The organism is Streptomyces kronopolitis, assembly GCF_014646275.1.
Taxonomy (GTDB): Bacteria; Actinomycetota; Actinomycetes; order Streptomycetales; family Streptomycetaceae; genus Streptomyces; species Streptomyces kronopolitis.
Genome location: NZ_BMND01000015.1, coordinates 132,097 through 148,985, shown reverse-complemented (window position 1 = coordinate 148,985; position 16,889 = coordinate 132,097). Strand labels below are relative to the sequence as shown.

18 protein-coding genes and 2 pseudogenes are annotated in these 16,889 nt (G+C 67.6%); 9 read left to right on the top strand and 11 right to left on the bottom strand.

The window, feature by feature from the left end:
• Positions 1–74: 74 nt before the first annotated feature.
• A complete protein-coding gene (glgX, locus tag IEY78_RS18135; protein WP_189099501.1) occupies positions 75–2,216 on the bottom strand; it encodes a glycogen debranching protein GlgX in 2,142 nt (713 codons plus the stop codon).
• A gap of 273 nt (positions 2,217–2,489) precedes the next feature.
• Between glgX and IEY78_RS18130 the strand changes: the two genes are divergently transcribed.
• The 3 genes from IEY78_RS18130 to IEY78_RS18120 all read left to right on the top strand — a co-directional run bounded on the left by IEY78_RS18130 (position 2,490) and on the right by IEY78_RS18120 (position 3,565).
• On the top strand, positions 2,490–2,660 hold the full coding sequence (locus IEY78_RS18130; protein WP_189099500.1) for a hydrophobic protein: 171 nt from the start codon (positions 2,490–2,492) through the stop codon (positions 2,658–2,660).
• Between the two features lie 88 nt (positions 2,661–2,748).
• On the top strand, positions 2,749–2,922 hold the full coding sequence (locus IEY78_RS18125) for a CsbD family protein (RefSeq protein ID WP_189099498.1): 174 nt from the start codon (positions 2,749–2,751) through the stop codon (positions 2,920–2,922).
• A 205-nt stretch (positions 2,923–3,127) separates the two neighbouring features.
• Positions 3,128–3,565: an ATP-binding protein gene (locus IEY78_RS18120; RefSeq protein WP_189099496.1), complete on the top strand. Its 438-nt coding sequence runs from the start codon at positions 3,128–3,130 to the stop codon at positions 3,563–3,565.
• Positions 3,566–3,677: 112 nt separating this feature from the next.
• Here IEY78_RS18120 and IEY78_RS18115 read toward each other — a convergent pair whose 3' ends face one another.
• The gene (locus tag IEY78_RS18115) at positions 3,678–4,559 is read right to left on the bottom strand and encodes a SigB/SigF/SigG family RNA polymerase sigma factor (RefSeq protein ID WP_373294184.1); all 882 of its coding nucleotides are present in this window, start codon (positions 4,557–4,559) and stop codon (positions 3,678–3,680) included.
• 184 nt (positions 4,560–4,743) lie between these two features.
• Positions 4,744–5,154: an ATP-binding protein gene (locus IEY78_RS18110; RefSeq protein ID WP_189099494.1), complete on the bottom strand. Its 411-nt coding sequence runs from the start codon at positions 5,152–5,154 to the stop codon at positions 4,744–4,746.
• A gap of 401 nt (positions 5,155–5,555) precedes the next feature.
• Here IEY78_RS18110 and IEY78_RS18105 point away from each other — a divergent pair, with 401 nt between their 5' ends.
• From IEY78_RS18105 to IEY78_RS18090, 4 genes are all read left to right on the top strand, one after another.
• Complete coding sequence (locus IEY78_RS18105) at positions 5,556–6,497, top strand: cation diffusion facilitator family transporter (protein WP_189099492.1); 942 nt, start codon at positions 5,556–5,558, stop codon at positions 6,495–6,497.
• Between the two features lie 565 nt (positions 6,498–7,062).
• Positions 7,063–7,551 (top strand): lamin tail domain-containing protein, encoded by a 489-nt coding sequence (locus IEY78_RS18100; protein ID WP_189099490.1) that lies wholly within the window; start codon positions 7,063–7,065, stop codon positions 7,549–7,551.
• A gap of 365 nt (positions 7,552–7,916) precedes the next feature.
• On the top strand, positions 7,917–8,162 hold the full coding sequence (locus IEY78_RS18095) for a DUF8825 domain-containing protein (protein ID WP_189099488.1): 246 nt from the start codon (positions 7,917–7,919) through the stop codon (positions 8,160–8,162).
• Between the two features lie 627 nt (positions 8,163–8,789).
• The gene (locus IEY78_RS18090; protein ID WP_189099486.1) at positions 8,790–9,062 is read left to right on the top strand and encodes a hypothetical protein; all 273 of its coding nucleotides are present in this window, start codon (positions 8,790–8,792) and stop codon (positions 9,060–9,062) included.
• Positions 9,063–9,584: 522 nt separating this feature from the next.
• On the opposite strand, the gene IEY78_RS34835 is transcribed toward IEY78_RS18090, so the two are convergent.
• Positions 9,585–9,713, bottom strand: coding sequence for a hypothetical protein (locus IEY78_RS34835; protein WP_268240285.1), 129 nt, complete (start codon positions 9,711–9,713; stop codon positions 9,585–9,587).
• A gap of 150 nt (positions 9,714–9,863) precedes the next feature.
• On the opposite strand from IEY78_RS34835, the gene IEY78_RS18085 reads away from it, so the two are divergent.
• Positions 9,864–10,220 carry a hypothetical protein gene (locus IEY78_RS18085; RefSeq protein WP_189099484.1) on the top strand — a complete coding sequence of 119 codons (357 nt, stop codon included), beginning with the start codon at positions 9,864–9,866 and terminating at the stop codon, positions 10,218–10,220.
• Positions 10,221–10,515: 295 nt separating this feature from the next.
• Here the strand turns inward: IEY78_RS18085 and IEY78_RS18080 are convergent, their stop codons facing one another.
• Together IEY78_RS18080 and IEY78_RS18075 are read right to left on the bottom strand one after the other, a co-directional pair.
• Complete coding sequence (locus tag IEY78_RS18080) at positions 10,516–10,830, bottom strand: hypothetical protein (RefSeq protein WP_189099482.1); 315 nt, start codon at positions 10,828–10,830, stop codon at positions 10,516–10,518.
• Positions 10,831–11,080: 250 nt separating this feature from the next.
• Positions 11,081–11,317, bottom strand: a pseudogene (locus IEY78_RS18075) (transposase); the annotation flags it as partial.
• A gap of 433 nt (positions 11,318–11,750) precedes the next feature.
• On the opposite strand from IEY78_RS18075, the gene IEY78_RS18065 reads away from it, so the two are divergent.
• Positions 11,751–11,987, top strand: a complete 237-nt coding sequence (locus IEY78_RS18065; protein WP_373294183.1) for a nitroreductase family protein — start codon at positions 11,751–11,753, stop codon at positions 11,985–11,987.
• 132 nt (positions 11,988–12,119) lie between these two features.
• Here IEY78_RS18065 and IEY78_RS18060 read toward each other — a convergent pair whose 3' ends face one another.
• From IEY78_RS18060 to IEY78_RS18035, 5 genes and pseudogenes are all read right to left on the bottom strand, one after another.
• Positions 12,120–12,680, bottom strand: coding sequence for a transposase (locus IEY78_RS18060; protein WP_268240284.1), 561 nt, complete (start codon positions 12,678–12,680; stop codon positions 12,120–12,122).
• 34 nt (positions 12,681–12,714) lie between these two features.
• Positions 12,715–13,788 carry a zinc-dependent alcohol dehydrogenase family protein gene (locus IEY78_RS18055; protein ID WP_229700028.1) on the bottom strand — a complete coding sequence of 358 codons (1,074 nt, stop codon included), beginning with the start codon at positions 13,786–13,788 and terminating at the stop codon, positions 12,715–12,717.
• A gap of 31 nt (positions 13,789–13,819) precedes the next feature.
• A complete protein-coding gene (locus tag IEY78_RS18050; RefSeq protein WP_189099480.1) occupies positions 13,820–14,788 on the bottom strand; it encodes an alpha/beta hydrolase in 969 nt (322 codons plus the stop codon).
• 431 nt (positions 14,789–15,219) lie between these two features.
• Positions 15,220–16,058, bottom strand: a pseudogene (locus IEY78_RS34490) (enoyl-CoA hydratase/isomerase family protein).
• A gap of 374 nt (positions 16,059–16,432) precedes the next feature.
• Positions 16,433–16,885: a hypothetical protein gene (locus IEY78_RS18035; protein WP_189099477.1), complete on the bottom strand. Its 453-nt coding sequence runs from the start codon at positions 16,883–16,885 to the stop codon at positions 16,433–16,435.
• Between the last annotated feature and the right edge of the window lie 4 nt (positions 16,886–16,889).

Here is a 16,889-nt window from a genome sequence, read left to right as displayed (position 1 = left end):
CGGCACCGCGGGCGCCGGACCGGCGGGCCTCTCCTCCCGCCGTCCCGCACGCCCGCACCGGCCGGAGCGAGCCGTCACTCCTGGCGGGACTCGCGCAGCACCACAAGAGCCCGGGCCTCCACCTCCACCGCCGTGCCGGCCTTGATCAGCGACCGGTACTCCACATAGGGGATGGCCGTGTCCACCACCACGCTCCACCACTCGCCCACACCCGCCGGCACGGTGAACGCGAGCGGCTCGTGATGGGCGTTGAACAGCAGCAGGAACGAGTCGTCGTGCATACGCCGGCCCCGGGGATCGGGCTCGGAGATCGCCTGACCGTTGAGGAAGACCGCCAGCGACTTGGCGAACCCGGCCTCCCAGTCGTCGTCGGTCATCTCCCGGCCCGCGGGCGTGAACCAGGCGATGTCCGACAGCCCGTCCCGGCTGCCGCGCACCGCCACCCCCTGGAAGAAGCGCCGCCGCCGGAACACCGGGTGCTCCCGGCGCAGCGCGATCAATTCCCGGGTGAATTCCAGCATGTCGCTGCCCTCGGCGACCGCCGGCCAGTCCACCCAGGAGACCTCGTTGTCCTGGCAGTACGCATTGTTGTTGCCGTGCTGCGTCCGGCCCAGTTCGTCCCCGTGCGAGAGCATCGGAACCCCTTGGGAGAGCAGCAGCGTCGCCAGGAAATTGCGCTGCTGGCGGGCGCGCAGCGCCAGCACGTCCCGGTCGTCGGCCGGCCCCTCCGCACCGCAGTTCCACGACCGGTTGTGGCTCTCCCCGTCGCGGTTGTCCTCACCGTTGGCCGTGTTGTGCTTGTCGTTGTACGAGACCAGATCGCGCAGGGTGAATCCGTCGTGCGCGGTGACGAAGTTGACCGAGGCGTGCGGCCGTCGCCCATCGCTCTGATACAGGTCCGACGAGCCGGTCAGCCGGGAGGCGAATTCCCCCAGCGTGCCGCCCTCGCCGCGCCAGAAGTCGCGCACACAGTCCCGGTACTTCCCGTTCCACTCCGTCCACAGCGGCGGGAAGTTGCCCACCTGATAACCGCCGTCACCGACGTCCCAGGGTTCGGCGATCAGCTTGACCTGCGAGATGACCGGGTCCTGCTGCACCAGGTCGAAGAACGACGACAGCCGGTCGACACCGTGGAACTGGCGGGCCAGCGTGGCGGCCAGATCGAAACGGAAGCCGTCCACATGCATCTCCGTCACCCAGTACCGCAGCGAGTCCATGATGAGCTGCAGGGTGTGCGGATGGTTCATCCGCAGGCTGTTGCCGGTACCGGTGGTGTCCCAGTAGTACCGGGGATCGTCGTCGGACAGCCGGTAGTAGGCCGCGTTGTCCAGGCCCCGGAACGCCAGGGTGGGGCCGAGGTGATTCCCCTCCGCTGTGTGGTTGTACACCACGTCGAGAATGACCTCGATGCCCGCCTGATGAAGGCTTTTGACCAGGTAACGGAATTCCTGCACCTGCTCGCCCCGCTGCCCCGAGGAGCAGTAGGCGTTGTGCGGCGCGAAGAATCCGATGGTGTTGTAGCCCCAGTAGTTAGCCAACCCCCGCTGGGTGAGCGTGTGATCGTCGATGAACTGGTGCACGGGCATCAATTCGACGGCGGTGACGCCCAGGGCGGTGAAGTAGTCCAGCATCACCGGATGCGCCAGCGCGGCGTAGCTGCCGCGGATGTCCTCGGGAATGGCCGGGTGGGTGCGGGTCATGCCCTTCACATGCGCCTCGTAGACCACCGTTTCGTGGTACGGCACCTGCGGAGGGTGGTCGTTTCCCCAGTCGAAGTAGGGGTTGATCACGACCGATTTCATCGTGACGGGCGCGGAGTCCGTGTTGTTCCGGCGGTGCGGGGCGTCGAAGCGGTAGGGGAAGAGGGATTCGTCCCACTCGATCCGACCCTCGATCGCCTTGGCATACGGATCGAGCAGCAGCTTGTGGGAATTGCAGCGCAGCCCGCGGGCCGGATGGAAGGGGCCGTGCACCCGGAAGCCGTAGCGCTGCCCCGGACCGATGTCGGGGAGGTAGAGGTGATGGACGAACGCGTCGACTTCCCGCAGCTCGATGCGCTCCTCGCGGTCCCGCTCGTCGAACAGGCACAACTCGACCTTGTCCGCCACCTCGGAGTACACCGCGAAGTTCGTTCCGCTCCCGTCATAGGTGGCCCCCAGCGGAGAGGCACTCCCGGGCCACCGCCCCGATTCCGTGGTGTCCTGCCATATCTGCATGTTCGCAAGCCTCCCGACCGGATGGCACAGCACGGCATCACGCAGCGTCCACCACACCCTGCCCCCTGGATCACCGACCGAAGCGCCACACCTCGGGGGCGGTGGGTCGGCCCTGGTGGGCGCCCGGCCGTCCGCCGGGGCGCGCCGAGCGCCGGCCGGCAACCGTCCTGGGAGAGCCGTTACGGATGCCCCGCCCTTCCCATAAGAAACCCATAAAAGAAGGTGTGTGGCAGGGGAAAGCCCGGGCACACGCTTGTCCGGAGGTTGATAACTATGGTTCCCCTGCTTCTCGTTCTTCTTCTGGCACTGCTTCTTTTCGGTGCCGGATTCGCACTCAAGGCCCTGTGGATCGTGGCCGTGATCGTGCTCGCCGTGTGGCTGCTGGGCTTCGTGATGCGTTCGGCAGGCGCCGGTGGCAAGCGAGGCCGCTGGTATCGCTGGTAACAGCCGGCGGCAATGGACACACTCGCACCCGAATGACGGCCGGTCTTCCCGGCCGAACCGTACTCACCTGCTGACGAAGGGATTCACCATGAGCGCCGAGGAAAAGGCCAAGGCCAAGACCGAGCAGGCCACTGGAAAGGTCGAGAAGAACGTCGGGCGGGCCGTGGGAAATGAACGTATGGAGGCCGAAGGGTCGGCCAAGGAATCGAAGGGCGACCTGCGCAGCGCCAAGGAAAAGGCCAAGGACGCTTTCAAGGACTGACGTTTGTGACACCTGTGGTGTGCGGGGCCGAATCTCCTTGGCCCCGCACACCACAGTCATGTCGGGGCTCCCTCGGACTCTCACGGAGACGGAGCCCCGACGATGACCACCACGCACCGGAAGACAGCGCGGCCAGGTCGCCTGTCCCTACCGGGGTGGACGGTGGACTACGCGTCACGAACACGAAGCGGAAGGAGTGTGCGGTATGTCGGATGCCTCCTTGCGGGCGATGGGATGGGCGCAGAGCTTCCCGATATCGGGCGGCGTACGGGAAGGCCGGCACTGGGCACGCCGGCATCTGGACTCCCTCGGCTGGACGCGCGAGGCGCCCGAGACGGTCGACGCCGTCCTGCTGACCGTCTCCGAGCTGATCACGAATGCGCACCGCCATGCCCACAGCTCCGCCCAACTGGTCCTGACCTGGGACAGTCGGTGCCTCCACGCCAGCGTGCACGACTCCGGAGAGGGGTCGCCGGTGCCGCGCACTCCCGATGCCACCAGCACCGGCGGCCGGGGCCTCGCCCTGATCGACGCGGTCTCCGACGACTGGACGGCCCACTCCACCCGGCATGGCAAAACCGTCACGGCCTGCTTCACCCTGCCTGACACCGAGCCCCGGCACCATCGATCCGAGGACGACTGACGGCGGAGAACTCGGCCCACGCAACGGCCCCGATGCGGGGGACATCGGGGCCGGTTACGCCGTCGTTCAGATCCGTGCATTCACTTCATCGCGCGTACGTTCACATTCGAGATCAGTCCGTTCCGAGCATCTCATTACGCAGATGTGTGAGGCAGCGATTGAGCAGCCGGGACACATGCATCTGGGAGATGCCGAGCGCTGTGCCGATCTGGGCCTGCGTCATCTCCTGCCCGAACCGCATTTCCAGGATCTGCCGGTCACGATCGGCCAGCCCGTCGAGCAGCGGCTTGAGGGTGTGCAGATCCTCGAAGAGATCCATGTCCTCGTCGCAGGAGCCGATCAGGTCCGCGAGCGGGGCGTCATTGCCGTCCTCATTGATGGCGACGTCGATGGAGGAGGCGCTGTAGCCATTGGCGGCGACCTGCCCCTCGACGACCGCCTCCTCGGTGATGTTCAAGTGCGCCGCGAGTTCGGAGACCTTCGGGTCCCGGCCGAGTTCACTGCTGAGGTGCTCATTGGCACGGGCGAGGTCGACGCGCAGTTCCTGAAGCCGCCGCGGAACGCGCACATCCCACGTCGTGTCACGGAAGAAGCGCTTCATCTCGCCCGTGATGTACGGCACCGCCAGAGTGGTGAACTCCACCTCACGGGACAGGTCATAGCGGTCGATGGCCTTGATCAGGCCGATCATGCCGACCTGCATGATGTCCTCGAAGTCATCGCCGCGATTGCGGAAACGCCGGGCGGCATAGCGCACCAGCGAAATGTTCATCTCGATCAGGGTGTTACGTGCGTACTGGTACTCATGGGTGCCCTCTTCCAGCGTCGCCAGCCGCTCGAAGAACAGGCGGGACATCTCGCGGGCATCGCCGGGAGCGAGGTTCTCGGGAGACTCGATGAAAGGGAGTTCCGCCTGCTGAGTGGATACAGCGCAGTTCTCGGCGGCGATCTCGGCGTCCTGCGCGGTGTCTGCCATCGTGCTGCTGACGCCCATGTCTGACTCCTTCTTCGTACCGCTGAGCCCCCGATCGAAGGGGCTCCTGCCCGGCAAACCTCGGAGTACACCCCTTCATGCCGTGCGGTCCCGGCACGCCCGTGCGGGTAAGCATCGTCGGCTCCAGGGGAGGGAGGGCGCGCACCGTCTCACCGGCCCCGGCCCCCGGCGCCCCGGCGCGCGCTCAGCGCGGGAGGGTGACCCGGATGGCCTTCCCGCCGCCGGCGCGCGGCTCGACACTGACCGAGCGGGCCAGGCGACGCACCATGGGCCAGCCGAAGCCTCCCGAACGCCCCGTCAGATCGGGGCTGCGGTCCTGCGGATGGGCGCGACTCGGGTCGTCCACGGTGACCTGAATGCTGTGCCGGTCCGCGGTCAGCAGCAGAGCGGAGACATCACCGGCATGCCGCAGGGCGTTGGTGACCAGCTCGGAGACCAGCAGGAGCAGGTCCTGCACGGTGGGCGGCGGCGGAGCGGGATACAGGCCGGCGAGAAAGCCGTTCGTGACATCGCGTGCGTCCGCCGCCTGCTGAGGGCGACAGACGTGCTGGGTCAGGTAGGGGTGGTGCTCGTCGCTCGTGATCGTCTGCCACATGTGCTCGGTCCCGTCGTGAGGCGCCTCATTCGCCGACTTCCGCAAGCTCGCTTACCCGGCTCGACCGCAGTGAAAAGCGGGACTGATGAGGAGAACGCTCGACGACCCCGGTGAAGCGGGTGCTGGTGGCCGCTCCGGGAACGGAGGCCGGTCTCCGTGCGGGGTCGTCCACGGCCTCTGCATCAGCCGTCCATTTCGGCGAGCGCACGCCCGTGCTGCGGACTCCGCACGAACCCCGCAGCACCCCGCGATGCCCCTCTGGGTCCACGGGCTGTGGCATACAGAGAACCGCAGGTCAGCGCCCATGACAACGGTGTTCAGTACCGTGTTGCCCTATACCCCCCACCCGTAGTTCACTGCACAGAAGGGAGAGGCCACGCCGAGGACGGGGAGGCAGTTTCATGGGTGCTGGACACGACCACGGGCGCACGCACGACGGACAGCCCTCGACCGGTACCGCGGCCGCGGCGCACAAGGGCCGGCTCCGCATCGCGCTCGCCATCACGCTCGGTGTGATGGCGCTGGAGATCGTCGGTGGCGTGGTCACCGGCTCGCTCGCGCTGATCGCGGACGCGGCACACATGGCCACGGACGCGGTCGGACTCACGATGGCGCTGCTGGCCATCTTCGTCGCGGGCCGGCCGGCGACGGCGAACCGCACCTTCGGGTACGCCCGTACCGAGATCCTCGCGGCACTCGCCAACTGTCTGCTCCTCCTCGGCGTGGGCGGCTATCTGCTCGTCGAGGCCATCGGCCGGTTCGTCGAGCCGGCCGAGACCCGGAGCGGTCTCACGCTCGTCTTCGCCGTGGTCGGCCTGGTCGCCAACATGGTGTCGCTGTCACTGCTGATGTGCGGACAGAAGGAGAGCCTCAATCTGCGCGGTGCCTACCTGGAGGTACTCGCGGACGCGCTCGGTTCGGTCGCGGTGCTGGTGTCCGCCACGGTCATCCTCACGACCGGCTGGCAGCTCGCGGACCCGATCGCCTCCCTGGTCATCGGCCTGATGGTCGTCCCGCGTACCTGGAAGCTGCTGCGCGAGACGCTGAACGTGCTACTGGAGGCGGCCCCGAAGGGCGTCGACATGACCGAGGTCCGCGCCCGGATGCTGGCGCTCCCCGGTGTGGCGGACGTGCACGACCTGCACGCCTGGACGATCACCTCGGGGATGCCGGTGCTCTCCGCACATGTGGTCGTGACCCAGGACGCCCTGGACGAGGCGGGGCACGAGACCGTGCTGCACGCCCTGCAGGGCTGCCTCGGCCGGCACTTCGACGTCAAGCACTGCACCTTCCAGCTGGAGCCCGCCGGCCACGCGGAGCACGAGGCGAAGCTCTGCCACTGACCTGCGGAGCCTGACCCGCCACAGGCCCGCGCCACACCTCCACAGGACGGCCACGCCCACCGAGCCGCACAGCGCCGCCCTGACTCAGCACGCTTGTCACCTGCACTCAGGCCATCCGCACTTCAGGTCACCCGTGCTCAGGTCTTCAACACCCGGGTCTTCGATGTCCAGGTCTCCGGTTCTCGGGTCATCAGTCGCCGAAGCCTCTCCCGTGTCGCACGCCGTGGTGTGGTGGCGAAGGGGCGCGCCGCACCGTACGCCGGCCTGTTCTACGCGCCGTTCGAAGCGAGGGCACCGTCGCGCAACTCCGCCCCCGTAAGTGACACCGGCGGTAACCCCTTGCAGTATCTGGATGGGTGTAAGGGGCGTTGCGTTGGTGCTGGTGGGCGCGGGGGAGTGCGCGCCTGGCGCAGCATGGTTGTGCATATGTCCATGTTTTGTAACACCAAACCGGATTTCTTCTGCCAAGGGGTGACGAGGGGTCACTGTGTGGGGGCCCGGTCAAACCGGCCGGGTATCCGGTTTCCGGCGACCCAACGATGGGCGCCGTATCCAGGGGGTTTTTGTGCTCCGTAACGCTTCACGCATCGCCGCAGCGGTTGTCGGCTCGGTCGCTCTCGCTGCCGCCGCCGCTCTCCCGGCCGCCGCGGCCGGCCATGGCCACCACGCGCCGGCCCCGCACCGCGTCCACTCCGCGGTGGCCCTCGGTGCGATCCAGTACGACAGCCCCGGGCGGGAGGACCGTTCCAACCGGAGCCTGAACGCCGAGTTCGTGACGGTGAAGAACAACGGCCGCGCGGCGGTCAACCTCCGCGGCTGGACCCTGTCGGACCGCTCCGGCAACACCTACCGCTTCGGTAACTTCCGGCTGAACGGCCACAGCCAGGTCCGCGTCCACACCGGCATCGGCCGGAACACCCGCGGGGACCTGTACCAGGACCGTCGGAACTACGTCTGGGACAACACCGACACCGCCACCCTGCGCAACGACCACCGCCAGGTCGTCGACATCGAGAGCTGGGGGCGCGGCCACGGTCACGGCCACGGTCACTGAGGGGTCTGACCGGCCGGTGAGCTGACGCCACCTCTCCGGCCACCCACCACGGTGCGCCGCAGGGCTCCTGCCCTGCGGCGCACCGGCATGTTCGCAGTGGGCCGCACGGTATGAAGGGGGCAGTCGCCGCCCCTCCGGCCTCCCGGACGGCGCGCACCCCGAACGAGCACTGCCCCCTACCGCCGCGGGCTCACTCGAAGGGCACGGTCGCCGTCCCGCCATCGTCCGGAAGATCGGCGGCAACTGCGGATAGGCGCGTCTCCCTCGCCTCCTTGGGCCCGCCGGCCGGCCACTGCCTCGCTGCGGCGCGACTTTCACCCGTCCGTGTGCTGCACCGTAATTCGAACATGTGATGCAATCTTCTCGTGACTTCCTACGCCTTCCCGGATGACCTCGTCCAGGCGCAGCGTGCCTGGTACACCGCCTACCGACAGCTCTCCCAGGAGGAAAACCCTGCCCGCACCACCGTGCTGCGCCGCACCCTGCAGCGGCTCTCCGTGCGGATCGCCACACACCCGTACTGGGCGACGATCCCCGGCAGGGCCCCGGCGGCCCGGATGGCGCTCAAGCAGCAGACCTGGGAGCCGGACCCCCACGAGGTGCGGCGATGACCGTTGGCGCGACCGACGCCCGTGGCGGATCGCGACGTTCGGCGACAGTCGACCGCGCACGGCAAAGGGCCCCTGCCGTGTGAGAGGCGGGGGCCCCGTGTGGAATGCGTCATGCAAGCCGTACGTTCGTGTTCAGCGCGATCGGTGGTCGCCTTCCTTGAAGGCGGACCGGACCGGTGCAGTTAGCCGTACAGCTAGAGGCGTCGCGTCGGCACGTAGTGATGAATCAGTTGCGCATCGCGGTTGGCGTGCCGGTGATGCCGCTCGGCAGGATCGAGCCGGGACGGCCACCTCCCGCGCAGCATCCGGCGCACTAAGTACACCACTCGCGCAAGCTCGGACTTCATCGATTCCCCCTCTGCGGGCGCCAGTTGAGGCGCCTGGTCACCTCGGTCCTTGAGGGCCGAGATTGAACGAACATGCCCCGCAGAACGTCCGGCAAACGGAGTGTGCACGGGATCACGCTGCCGGCCAACTCGCAGACGCGATCGCCGCGCCTTCGCCGGTCACCCACCGGCCGAGCCGAGGCCCTGGAGCAGCAAGGGGGTTCACCGGTTCACCTTCCCCCGGCACCCCGAGGAGGTGGTCGATTGGGCACAGCGCGAGTTGGTTGATAGGGAGGGGGACATGAGTGAAGTCCCTCCGATGTTGACAGTGACAGCCGCCAGCACCATCGAGCCCACCGATACCGACGACCGGGACGGCACGGGTTCGTGGATGGTGATTGAAACCGCCGAACAGGGCCAGCTACTGCTGAACCTCCCCGGCCCGCTCTACCGAGCCATGGTGCAGGCCACCGAGCTGCCCGCGAACCAGGCAGGCCCCGGCCGTCTGGCACTCACCGACGACGAAATCACCGCCTACCGAGCCAACGTCGCCCGCCTGACGAGCGTGGGCTAGATCCGCGCGAAGCGGCGACCACGACCACGACAAGGGTGCTCACCGAAGCGTGGATGCGGACGCTGCGCCCCGTGCGGCAGTCGTTCGACGCCAGCGCCCCGCCACCTACCCGCCGGCCCACTGCCGCGCCCGCCCGATGGGGCACCGCACCCGCCTACTGCCCCTTCCCCAGCCGGACCCCATTGTGGTGCTGAGGGGAGTCGCGAGCGGGTGACGGCACCGGCTCCGTCGCCCACCAGCGCTGAACGCTTCAAGGCCGAGCGCGCCGGGCGACCCGAACTCGCGTGAAACGCTGCGCGAAGCCGCCCGCCAGGCCGTCGCCGGAGCGGCCACCGAAGAGTCGAGGTCGGCCAGGAGCTGTCAGCGCTCCATCCAGGCGGACACCTTGGCCATCAGGAAGAGGAGGGCTCCGCCGCGACCTGGAAGAAGGCGTTCGCCCCCCATTCGCGGTTCGCCTTCGTCGACCGCGACCGCGACCGCGACCGCGACCGCGTGGGCGCTGGCGTGGTCGGGGCGGTGTGGTCAGCTGGTTCCGGCCCTGGCCAGGGCGGTGGCCCAGTCGGTGGAGACGACGCTGGCGTCGAGTTTGACGTGGTGGCATAAGAGGTCGTTTCTTATGGCGTGTTCCAGCTGAGCGAGGTACCTGGCCATCGAGCTCTGCTTGTCACGGGTGATGCCACCATGCGCGGGTTTGTGACCCCCTGGACTTCGTACGTGGGGTTTGCCGATGGAGCCAGCTCAGAGCCCTTGTCCACCCCCTACGGTCGTCGATGTCCAGGCCCGACCAGCCAGGGAGTTCTCATGGCCACATTCCAGCTCGGCGACGTCCCGCACGGATTCGCGTACAACGAGGACGGCAACCTCATCCACTACAAGCACGTCATCCTGCTCGCCACCCCGGCAGCCAACCAGAGTGGCGTGTGGGGAGACTCCTGGATCAGCTTCGGCTCGGACTGGGCTGAAACGCGGCTGCGGGTAGCCGTCCACGACGGAGCGGCCTGGGTCTGGGTAAAGCACATCGACGTGAAACCGGCAGACGGCCGGATCGCCCAGCAGCTTCCTCCCGGTACGCAGAAGATCAGCATCGGCCGGGAGAAGAAGACGGCCGGCGACTTCGTGGACAACGCCCCCGTCGGTTGGCTGCTCGAAGTCAAGTAGGTGACCCCTGACTCCCTGTGCTCCTGGGGGAGACCCGCTGACGTGGGCGCGGTGCCCGGCCACTGTGGCTAGGTGCCGCGCTCGCTCACCTGCGACGAGACCGTTCGTTGGACCGCGCGTGGACCCTCTTTTTCGTACGTTCCGCCGGCCTGGTCACGTCAGCAGCGCTCTCAGCAGAAGCGGGTAGCCAGCCTCTTCCGAAGCCCAGCGGTACTGATCATCTTCAACACCAAGTGCACCGTGTTGACCATCACCTCGCCGGGCCCCGGCTGCTGTAGCGGCGCGGCTAGGTCCGCTAGCGGGGCTCGCGGGGCACCGGGTTGAGGGCGACGGGGTCCCCGTCGAACCATCCGATATAGCCGGAACAGACGGCAGGAAGCGCATGCCTTGTCTGCGGCACAGGTGCGGCTGTGTAGAGACCGACTGTTTCGCCGGACTCGTTGACCACCCGAACCGCGGCCGGGATGACGGTACCGACGCCGGCCACCAGGACAGGGGTCCCCTCCCGGTAGTCCAGCGTCAGCGCGCTCACGTCTTCGGACTTCACTTCCTCGGCCGGGATGAAGTCAAGACCCGAGTCCTCGGGCGGAGTCCCCTGTGTGTCAGCCATAGCTCTCCCTTCTCCTGGGCGGCTCAGCGCCGACCCAAACGGGATCATGACATGACATTCCGTGATCGAACCACTACCCCTTGCCGGTAGGGGTGGCGTATCCACTATCCCTACGACGGGGGCGCCGACGTCTCTCTCGCCATGCCCGAGGAACGGGATCGGGCATGGCTACCGGCATGCCCACTGGCTTTCCGGTAGCCCGTCGGGCCTTCGACGGATCAGGATCACCACCCTGCCCAAATGCCCAGGCTCAGGAAGTCAGCCGACGGAAGCAGATGCGCAGGGCTGCTATGCCGACGAAGGCAAGGAAGTGCTCAGGCTTGCGTTCGTAACGGCGGTGTAGGCGTCGGCAGCCGGCCAGCCAGTACGCGGTCCGCTCGACGACCCAGCGGCGGCGACCAAGCCGGGTGGAGGGCTCAACTCCTTTGCGGGCGATGCGGTGGCGAATGCCGCGTGAACTGAGCCATCGCCGCAGGTGGTCGTAGTCAGCGTTGTCCAGGAGGATCTCCGCCGCCGCCCGCGCATGCCGGCCGTAGTCCGCCTCGCCCAGCACCATGGCGCGGCTGGCGGCGCCGTCCGCGAGGGTCACGAGCTGCTCGGCGAGGACGGTGGGCTGGCGGCAGCCCAGTTCCGCTACCAGGTTGGCCACCAGTCGCACCATCAGCAGCTTCCGTTCGCGGGCGTAGGAGTGGACCGCGTTCTGCGGGTCGGGGAACTCCACGGCAGCGTCGGTGAACGGGCATCCGCGCACTGGATCAGTGCCCGCCGGGGGCGGATCGAACAGCGCGAGGATTCTCTCCTTGGCGGGGACCTCCTCGCGTACGAGCACGCCCTCCAGAGTGTGTCCCGTCGAGGCGAGGTCCTTCAGGTGGGCGAGGACAAGCTCGTCCTTGGTTCGGAAGTGTGCGTAGAGGGTGCGCTTGGACACCGGGGCCTACCTGCAGACGCTGCTGCTGGCCATGACCGCGTATGGCGTGGTCAGTTGCCCGCAGGGCCTGCTCAGCTTTTACGCGGACACCGTCCGCGACGAACTCCGCGTAGACGAAGGGAAGCTGCTCGTGGGGATCTCCTTCGGGTACGCAGACGAGAACGCGCCGGTGAACCAGGTCGCGACCGACCGGGCGGCCTTGGAGGCGACCACCACCTTCCACAGCTAGAGTCCATCGCGAAATTGCTGGTCACAGCCACTCATTGCGGACTGCGACCAGTACGGTCGCCTCGTATCGGACGGTGAGTTTGTCGTATCTCGTGGCGCCAGCCCGGTGGCGCTCGAGGCGGTTGATGCCGCATTACACCGCATGGCGCTCGCGGTAGTCGGCCGGATCAAAGCGCGGCGGCCGACCGCTGCGGGAGCCGAGCTGCTGGCGGTTGCGTGCATGGTCGGGCTTTTCAGGGATGGTGCAGCGGATCCCGCGGCGGCGCAGGTAGGCGCGGTTCTTGCGGGAGGCGTACGCCCTTGTCGGCCCGCAACCGATCGGGACGGACACGCGGCCGTCCCGGCCCGATGCGGGGCACACCAACCTTCTCCAGTACCGATTCGAACTGCTGCCAGTCTCCACGCTGCCCGCCCCAGCCGCATGCTGATGGGCGCCACAGACCGCGGAGCCGACGCTCAGGTCCCACACGATCGCACCCGCCGCATCGGCCAAGGACTGGAGCCGGGTCAGGATCAGTCTCCAGGTATCGTTCCGCTGCCACTGGCGGAACAGGTCGTAGCCCCGACCCCACGGCCCGTACTCGGCGGGCACGTCCCGCCACGGAACACCGGTCCGAGCCCGGAACCGTAGTCGATACACGGCCTGGCACCGGGGGCACACCAGCTCACCGAACTCGCCGGGCCCGCCGCACATTCCGCTCCGCTGCCGGCACCGGCCGGGCCGCGTCTTACCTGTCGTCTTCGTCTCGGCCGTCCTCGAAGACGAAGAGCGGCTTCGCGCCGTGCGCAGGTGCTTCGGCAAACGCGACGGCTTCCGTGAAGCGTTCGAGCGGGAACGGCTGGCCTTGGGGGATGCTCATCACTTCATCGGTGACGAGGCCGCGCACCTCGGACAGCGCGTGCAGCGCGTCCGCGGGTGAGGAGGTGCCGAACCAGCGGTTCAGCCAGAAGCCACGGACCGTTTTGGTCTCGTAGATGACCGAGCGTGCCTGCAGTGGGATCGTCAGCGCTGCGGGGTCGGTCTGCCGATGGGTGGAGAGCGCGCCGTAGATCACCATCTCTCCTCCCGGAGCCAAGGCTTGGGATACCCGGGCGCCCACGTCGCCCGCGACACAGTCGGTGGCCTTGTGCACGCCGGACGGCCCGGCAATCTCGGCCACACGCTGCAACAGGTCCTCATCCTCCGTGCAGATGACCTCGTCACCACCGAGCGCCTTGATCTCTTCGACGGCAGCGCGTCGCCGCACGACATTGATCGTGGGAATTCCCAGATGCCTGGCCAGCTGAATGACGAGCCGGCCGACGGTGGAGCCCGCGGCCGTCTGCAACAGCCATTCACCTGGCTGTACGTCGAGTTCGCGGGTCACCAGGAGCAGTGCGGTCAAGGGGTTGACGGCGAGCTGGCAGGCTCTGGAGTCGCTCAGATGGTCGGGGACCGGCAGGAGCCTTTGTGTATCGGCAACAAGGTATTCCTGCCAGGTGCCGGTCACTTGCGGCGGCCCGGGCATCGCCGGGACAGCAGCGGCCACCACCCGCTCGCCGATCTTCAGTCCTTCGGTATCCGGGCCCAGGGCCTCAATACGGCCCACGCATTCCATCTGCCCCCCGACAGTGGGGAACTCGGGGAAAAATCCGTAGCGGCCACGCAGCACGTGCAGATCACTGGCGTGAATCGGAGTCGCCTTCACCCGGATCAACGCCTGACCGGCATCCGGGGTGGGAACGGGACGGGATTCCAGTCGCAATACATCGGCCGGCTCGCCCACCTTTCCCGCTACGAGCGCGCGCATGGATTGCGGCATGAGTGACCTTTCGTCTCTCAGCCCCGATGAGTCAGTCCTGGTCGGTTCCGAGGGAGTTCCGCAGAAATGCCGTGGCCTGGTCGATGGCTCCGCGGGCGGCTTTGGAGTGGCTCAGCGAGTTGAGCATCATGAAGTCGTGGACCGTGCCGTCGTAGCGCACCGTGGTCACGGGAACGTCGGCTGCTCGGAGCTTGGCGGCGTACGCCTCACCCTCGTCGCGCAGCACGTCGGCCTCGTCGACGATCAGCAGCGCGGGCGGCAAGCCGGAAAGCTGCTCGATGGTGGCGTGATTGGGAGACGCGGTGATCTCCGCGCGTTGGTTCGGGTCGGCCGTGTAGGCGTCCCAGAACCATTCCATGAGCTTGCGGCTCAGGTAGAAGCCGGTGGCGAATTGGTCGTAGGAACCGGTATTCATGGCCGCATCCGTGACCGGGTAGTACATCGATTGCTGTACGAAATCGACGTCACCGCGTTCCTTGGCCATGAGGGCGAGTGCGGCGGTCATGTTCCCGCCGACCGATTCCCCGGCCACTGCCATGCGCTGTGCATCCAGCCCTTTGGACGCCCCCTCGCGGACGATCCACTGCGCGGCGGCGTAGCCCTGCTCGATGGCCACCGGGTAGTGCGCCTCGGGCGACGGCGTGTATTCCACGAAGGCCACTGCCGCACGGGTTCCGACCGCCAATTCGCGCACCAGGCGGTCGTGGGTATGAGCATTGCCCAGTACCCAGCCCCCGCCGTGCATGTACAACACGACGGGCAGCGTTCCGGTGGCGCCCTGCGGCTTGACGATGCGTACCCCTACATCGCCCACCGCTGCCGGAACCGAAACCCATTCCTCGTCGATCGGCAGCTTGTCGACCGGTGCGGCCTGGAGGTCATCGAGCACCTTGCGCGCTGCGGTCGGATCAAGCTCGTACAGGAAAGGATGGTGCGAAGTGGCGTCGGCGAGCTCCTGTGCCTCGGGCTCGAGGACGATGGAAGCGGCTTGACCAGCCATGGGAATGCTCCCTGACAAATCCGAGAAGCGCATCATAAAGAGCGCGGGGCGCTGGAGAACGCCGCGCTGCGCTCGCCCTGCGGGGCGGTCGGCAGAGCCTCCGCCCTTGTGCAAGCCCCTGATGGGGATATTTATCTATTGTAGGTGCCTGTCCTCCTCCCATGCATTCCAAGGAACCGCCGGATCCGCACTCGCGACCTCGCTCGGTACTCGGCCGACCGAGCACCTGCACGGCGTGGCAGCCGGCCCTGAGCGAACGCCCGCACACGCCCATGGTGAGTGGCCCGTACATCGACGGCGCCCTTGGCGCCTCATGAGGCAAGGCAGTCGACAGCCAGGGGGCGATAGAGGCGCAGATCCGAAGGCGACAATGGCAAGAGGCAGACACAGCCTTGGCACGCGGCCCAGAAACTCGGGCCGAGGGTTCCCGATCAGTCGACGGCCGGCAAGTCGCCCAGCGCTGCACCGAGATCGAGTTCGGTAGGGCCACGGGTCTGGAAGCCCCGCTTGAACAGCTCTGCCGTGCGTTGCTGCGCTGCCTCGCCCCGTACGAGCTGCTGGAACAGGGCGGCATCCGCGCGTACCACGGCCGGGGTTGGCAGGCTGACGGAGTTGACGGCTGCTTTGGCCGCGATCAGCCCATCGCGCGGGAAGTTGCCCATGCGCGCGGCGAGGCCGGCTACGAACTCGTCCAGCTCGGCGTCGGGCACCGCGCGGTTGATCCACCCGTAGCGTTCGGCGAGTTCGGCATGGAAGTCGGCAGACGTCAGCACTGCTTCGAGCGCTCGGCCCCGGCCCAGCAGACGGGCGAGGTGTTGAACCGCTCCCGCGCCGGGCGGGTTCCGATGCCGACTTCGGGCTGGCCCAGGACGGCGTTCTCCCTGGAGGCGAAGCGCATGTCGCAGGCGAGGAGGAATTCGCTGCCCGCCCCGCGTGCTCGGCCGCGCAGCTTGGCGATCGTGACAGCCGGGATCTCGCTGAGCCTGCGGAACAGCATTCCCAGGGAAGCGTCGCCCGGGCCGCCGGCTTTCGCGGCTTCGGCGGTGTACTCGGGCACTTTGGTCAGGTCTACGTGCGGGAAGAAGAAGTCAGGATCCGCGCTGTCGAAGACCACCACCCGTGCAGCGGTCGGCTGGGAGAGCTCCTCGAGCAGTCCGACCAGGTCGCGCACGACCTCGGGACCGATGAGATTGATCGGCGGGGCGTCGAAGGTGGCGAACAGGACGCTGCCGTCCAGCCTGGCACTGATGGTTTTGTACGGGGCGGTCATGTTCGCTTCCTCTCGGCACTCATCATGGCCCCGGCGGGAATGCCTGCCGGCCGAGTTGATGTCCCTCAAGCCACCGCACGACCGGCGCGGCGATCCGGTCTGGCCGGTGTGTGCGGTGGGGGGGGGCGTAGGCACGACCGGCGCAGATACCCCTTCCAGTTTCTCCTCGATCCTCCACGCTCGCTCGCCCGACCGACCCCGCAGTCCTGGTGCCGGATGTACGCACGGTGATCGCCCCGTGGTCTCTTGCTGCTGGCTCCTGCTTCGGATGTCCGGCCGGGGTAACCACCCATGACTGGGCGACTTGTCCGGCCGGTTGACCTGGGCGTCCGATCGCTCGGATCGCGATACCGTGCCGCACCTGGTGTGGCAGGTCATGCCTGAAGGGCCTCAGCCACTGCCTGTCGTATCGTGCGGGCTGTCCGCGGGCGCTGCCGTACCAGCCCTTCAACTGCGCGGTCCAGCCAGTCCGCATTACCGAACCGGTGCGCTTCGCCCGCGGTGACGGTCTGCGTGAGCAATGCGTCGAACCATACGAGTTCGGTGAGGCGGTACCGATGAGCGTGGCAGTCGAACGGAGAGATCCAGTCCTCGTAGGGGTGGCGCAGCGTCATGTGCAGATAGCCGCGGCCGCCGCCGAACAGCGCCCTCACCCCGTATGTTCCCTTCGGATTCTTTGCACCCCGCGTGAAGTGGACCAACATGATCCTGGGCCAGGGAATCAACTGCCCATCGCTGTCCCCCGTGCGCTGGTGCAGCCCGTCCGCGCCGAACTCCAGCCATGTACCGTCCGGCTTCCGGCGGTCACCTACTGTCCAGCCGGCCATCGCG

Bases quoted from the DNA above. Each gene is read 5' to 3' on its own strand.
- IEY78_RS34835 (WP_268240285.1), bottom strand. From the start codon at position 9,713: ATGGCCAGGTACCTCGCTCAGCTGGAACACGCCATAAGAAACGACCTC.
- IEY78_RS18050 (WP_189099480.1), bottom strand. From the start codon at position 14,788: ATGGCTGGTCAAGCCGCTTCCATCGTCCTCGAGCCCGAGGCACAGGAG.
- IEY78_RS18120 (WP_189099496.1), top strand. From the start codon at position 3,128: ATGTCGGATGCCTCCTTGCGGGCGATGGGATGGGCGCAGAGCTTCCCG.
- IEY78_RS18110 (WP_189099494.1), bottom strand. From the start codon at position 5,154: ATGTGGCAGACGATCACGAGCGACGAGCACCACCCCTACCTGACCCAG.
- glgX (WP_189099501.1), bottom strand. From the start codon at position 2,216: ATGCAGATATGGCAGGACACCACGGAATCGGGGCGGTGGCCCGGGAGT.
- IEY78_RS18105 (WP_189099492.1), top strand. From the start codon at position 5,556: ATGGGTGCTGGACACGACCACGGGCGCACGCACGACGGACAGCCCTCG.
- IEY78_RS18055 (WP_229700028.1), bottom strand. From the start codon at position 13,788: ATGCCGCAATCCATGCGCGCGCTCGTAGCGGGAAAGGTGGGCGAGCCG.
- IEY78_RS18080 (WP_189099482.1), bottom strand. From the start codon at position 10,830: ATGGCTGACACACAGGGGACTCCGCCCGAGGACTCGGGTCTTGACTTC.
- IEY78_RS18085 (WP_189099484.1), top strand. From the start codon at position 9,864: ATGGCCACATTCCAGCTCGGCGACGTCCCGCACGGATTCGCGTACAAC.
- IEY78_RS18130 (WP_189099500.1), top strand. From the start codon at position 2,490: ATGGTTCCCCTGCTTCTCGTTCTTCTTCTGGCACTGCTTCTTTTCGGT.
- IEY78_RS18090 (WP_189099486.1), top strand. From the start codon at position 8,790: ATGAGTGAAGTCCCTCCGATGTTGACAGTGACAGCCGCCAGCACCATC.
- IEY78_RS18115 (WP_373294184.1), bottom strand. From the start codon at position 4,559: ATGGGCGTCAGCAGCACGATGGCAGACACCGCGCAGGACGCCGAGATC.
- IEY78_RS18035 (WP_189099477.1), bottom strand. From the start codon at position 16,885: ATGGCCGGCTGGACAGTAGGTGACCGCCGGAAGCCGGACGGTACATGG.
- IEY78_RS18060 (WP_268240284.1), bottom strand. From the start codon at position 12,680: ATGTGCGGCGGGCCCGGCGAGTTCGGTGAGCTGGTGTGCCCCCGGTGC.
- IEY78_RS18125 (WP_189099498.1), top strand. From the start codon at position 2,749: ATGAGCGCCGAGGAAAAGGCCAAGGCCAAGACCGAGCAGGCCACTGGA.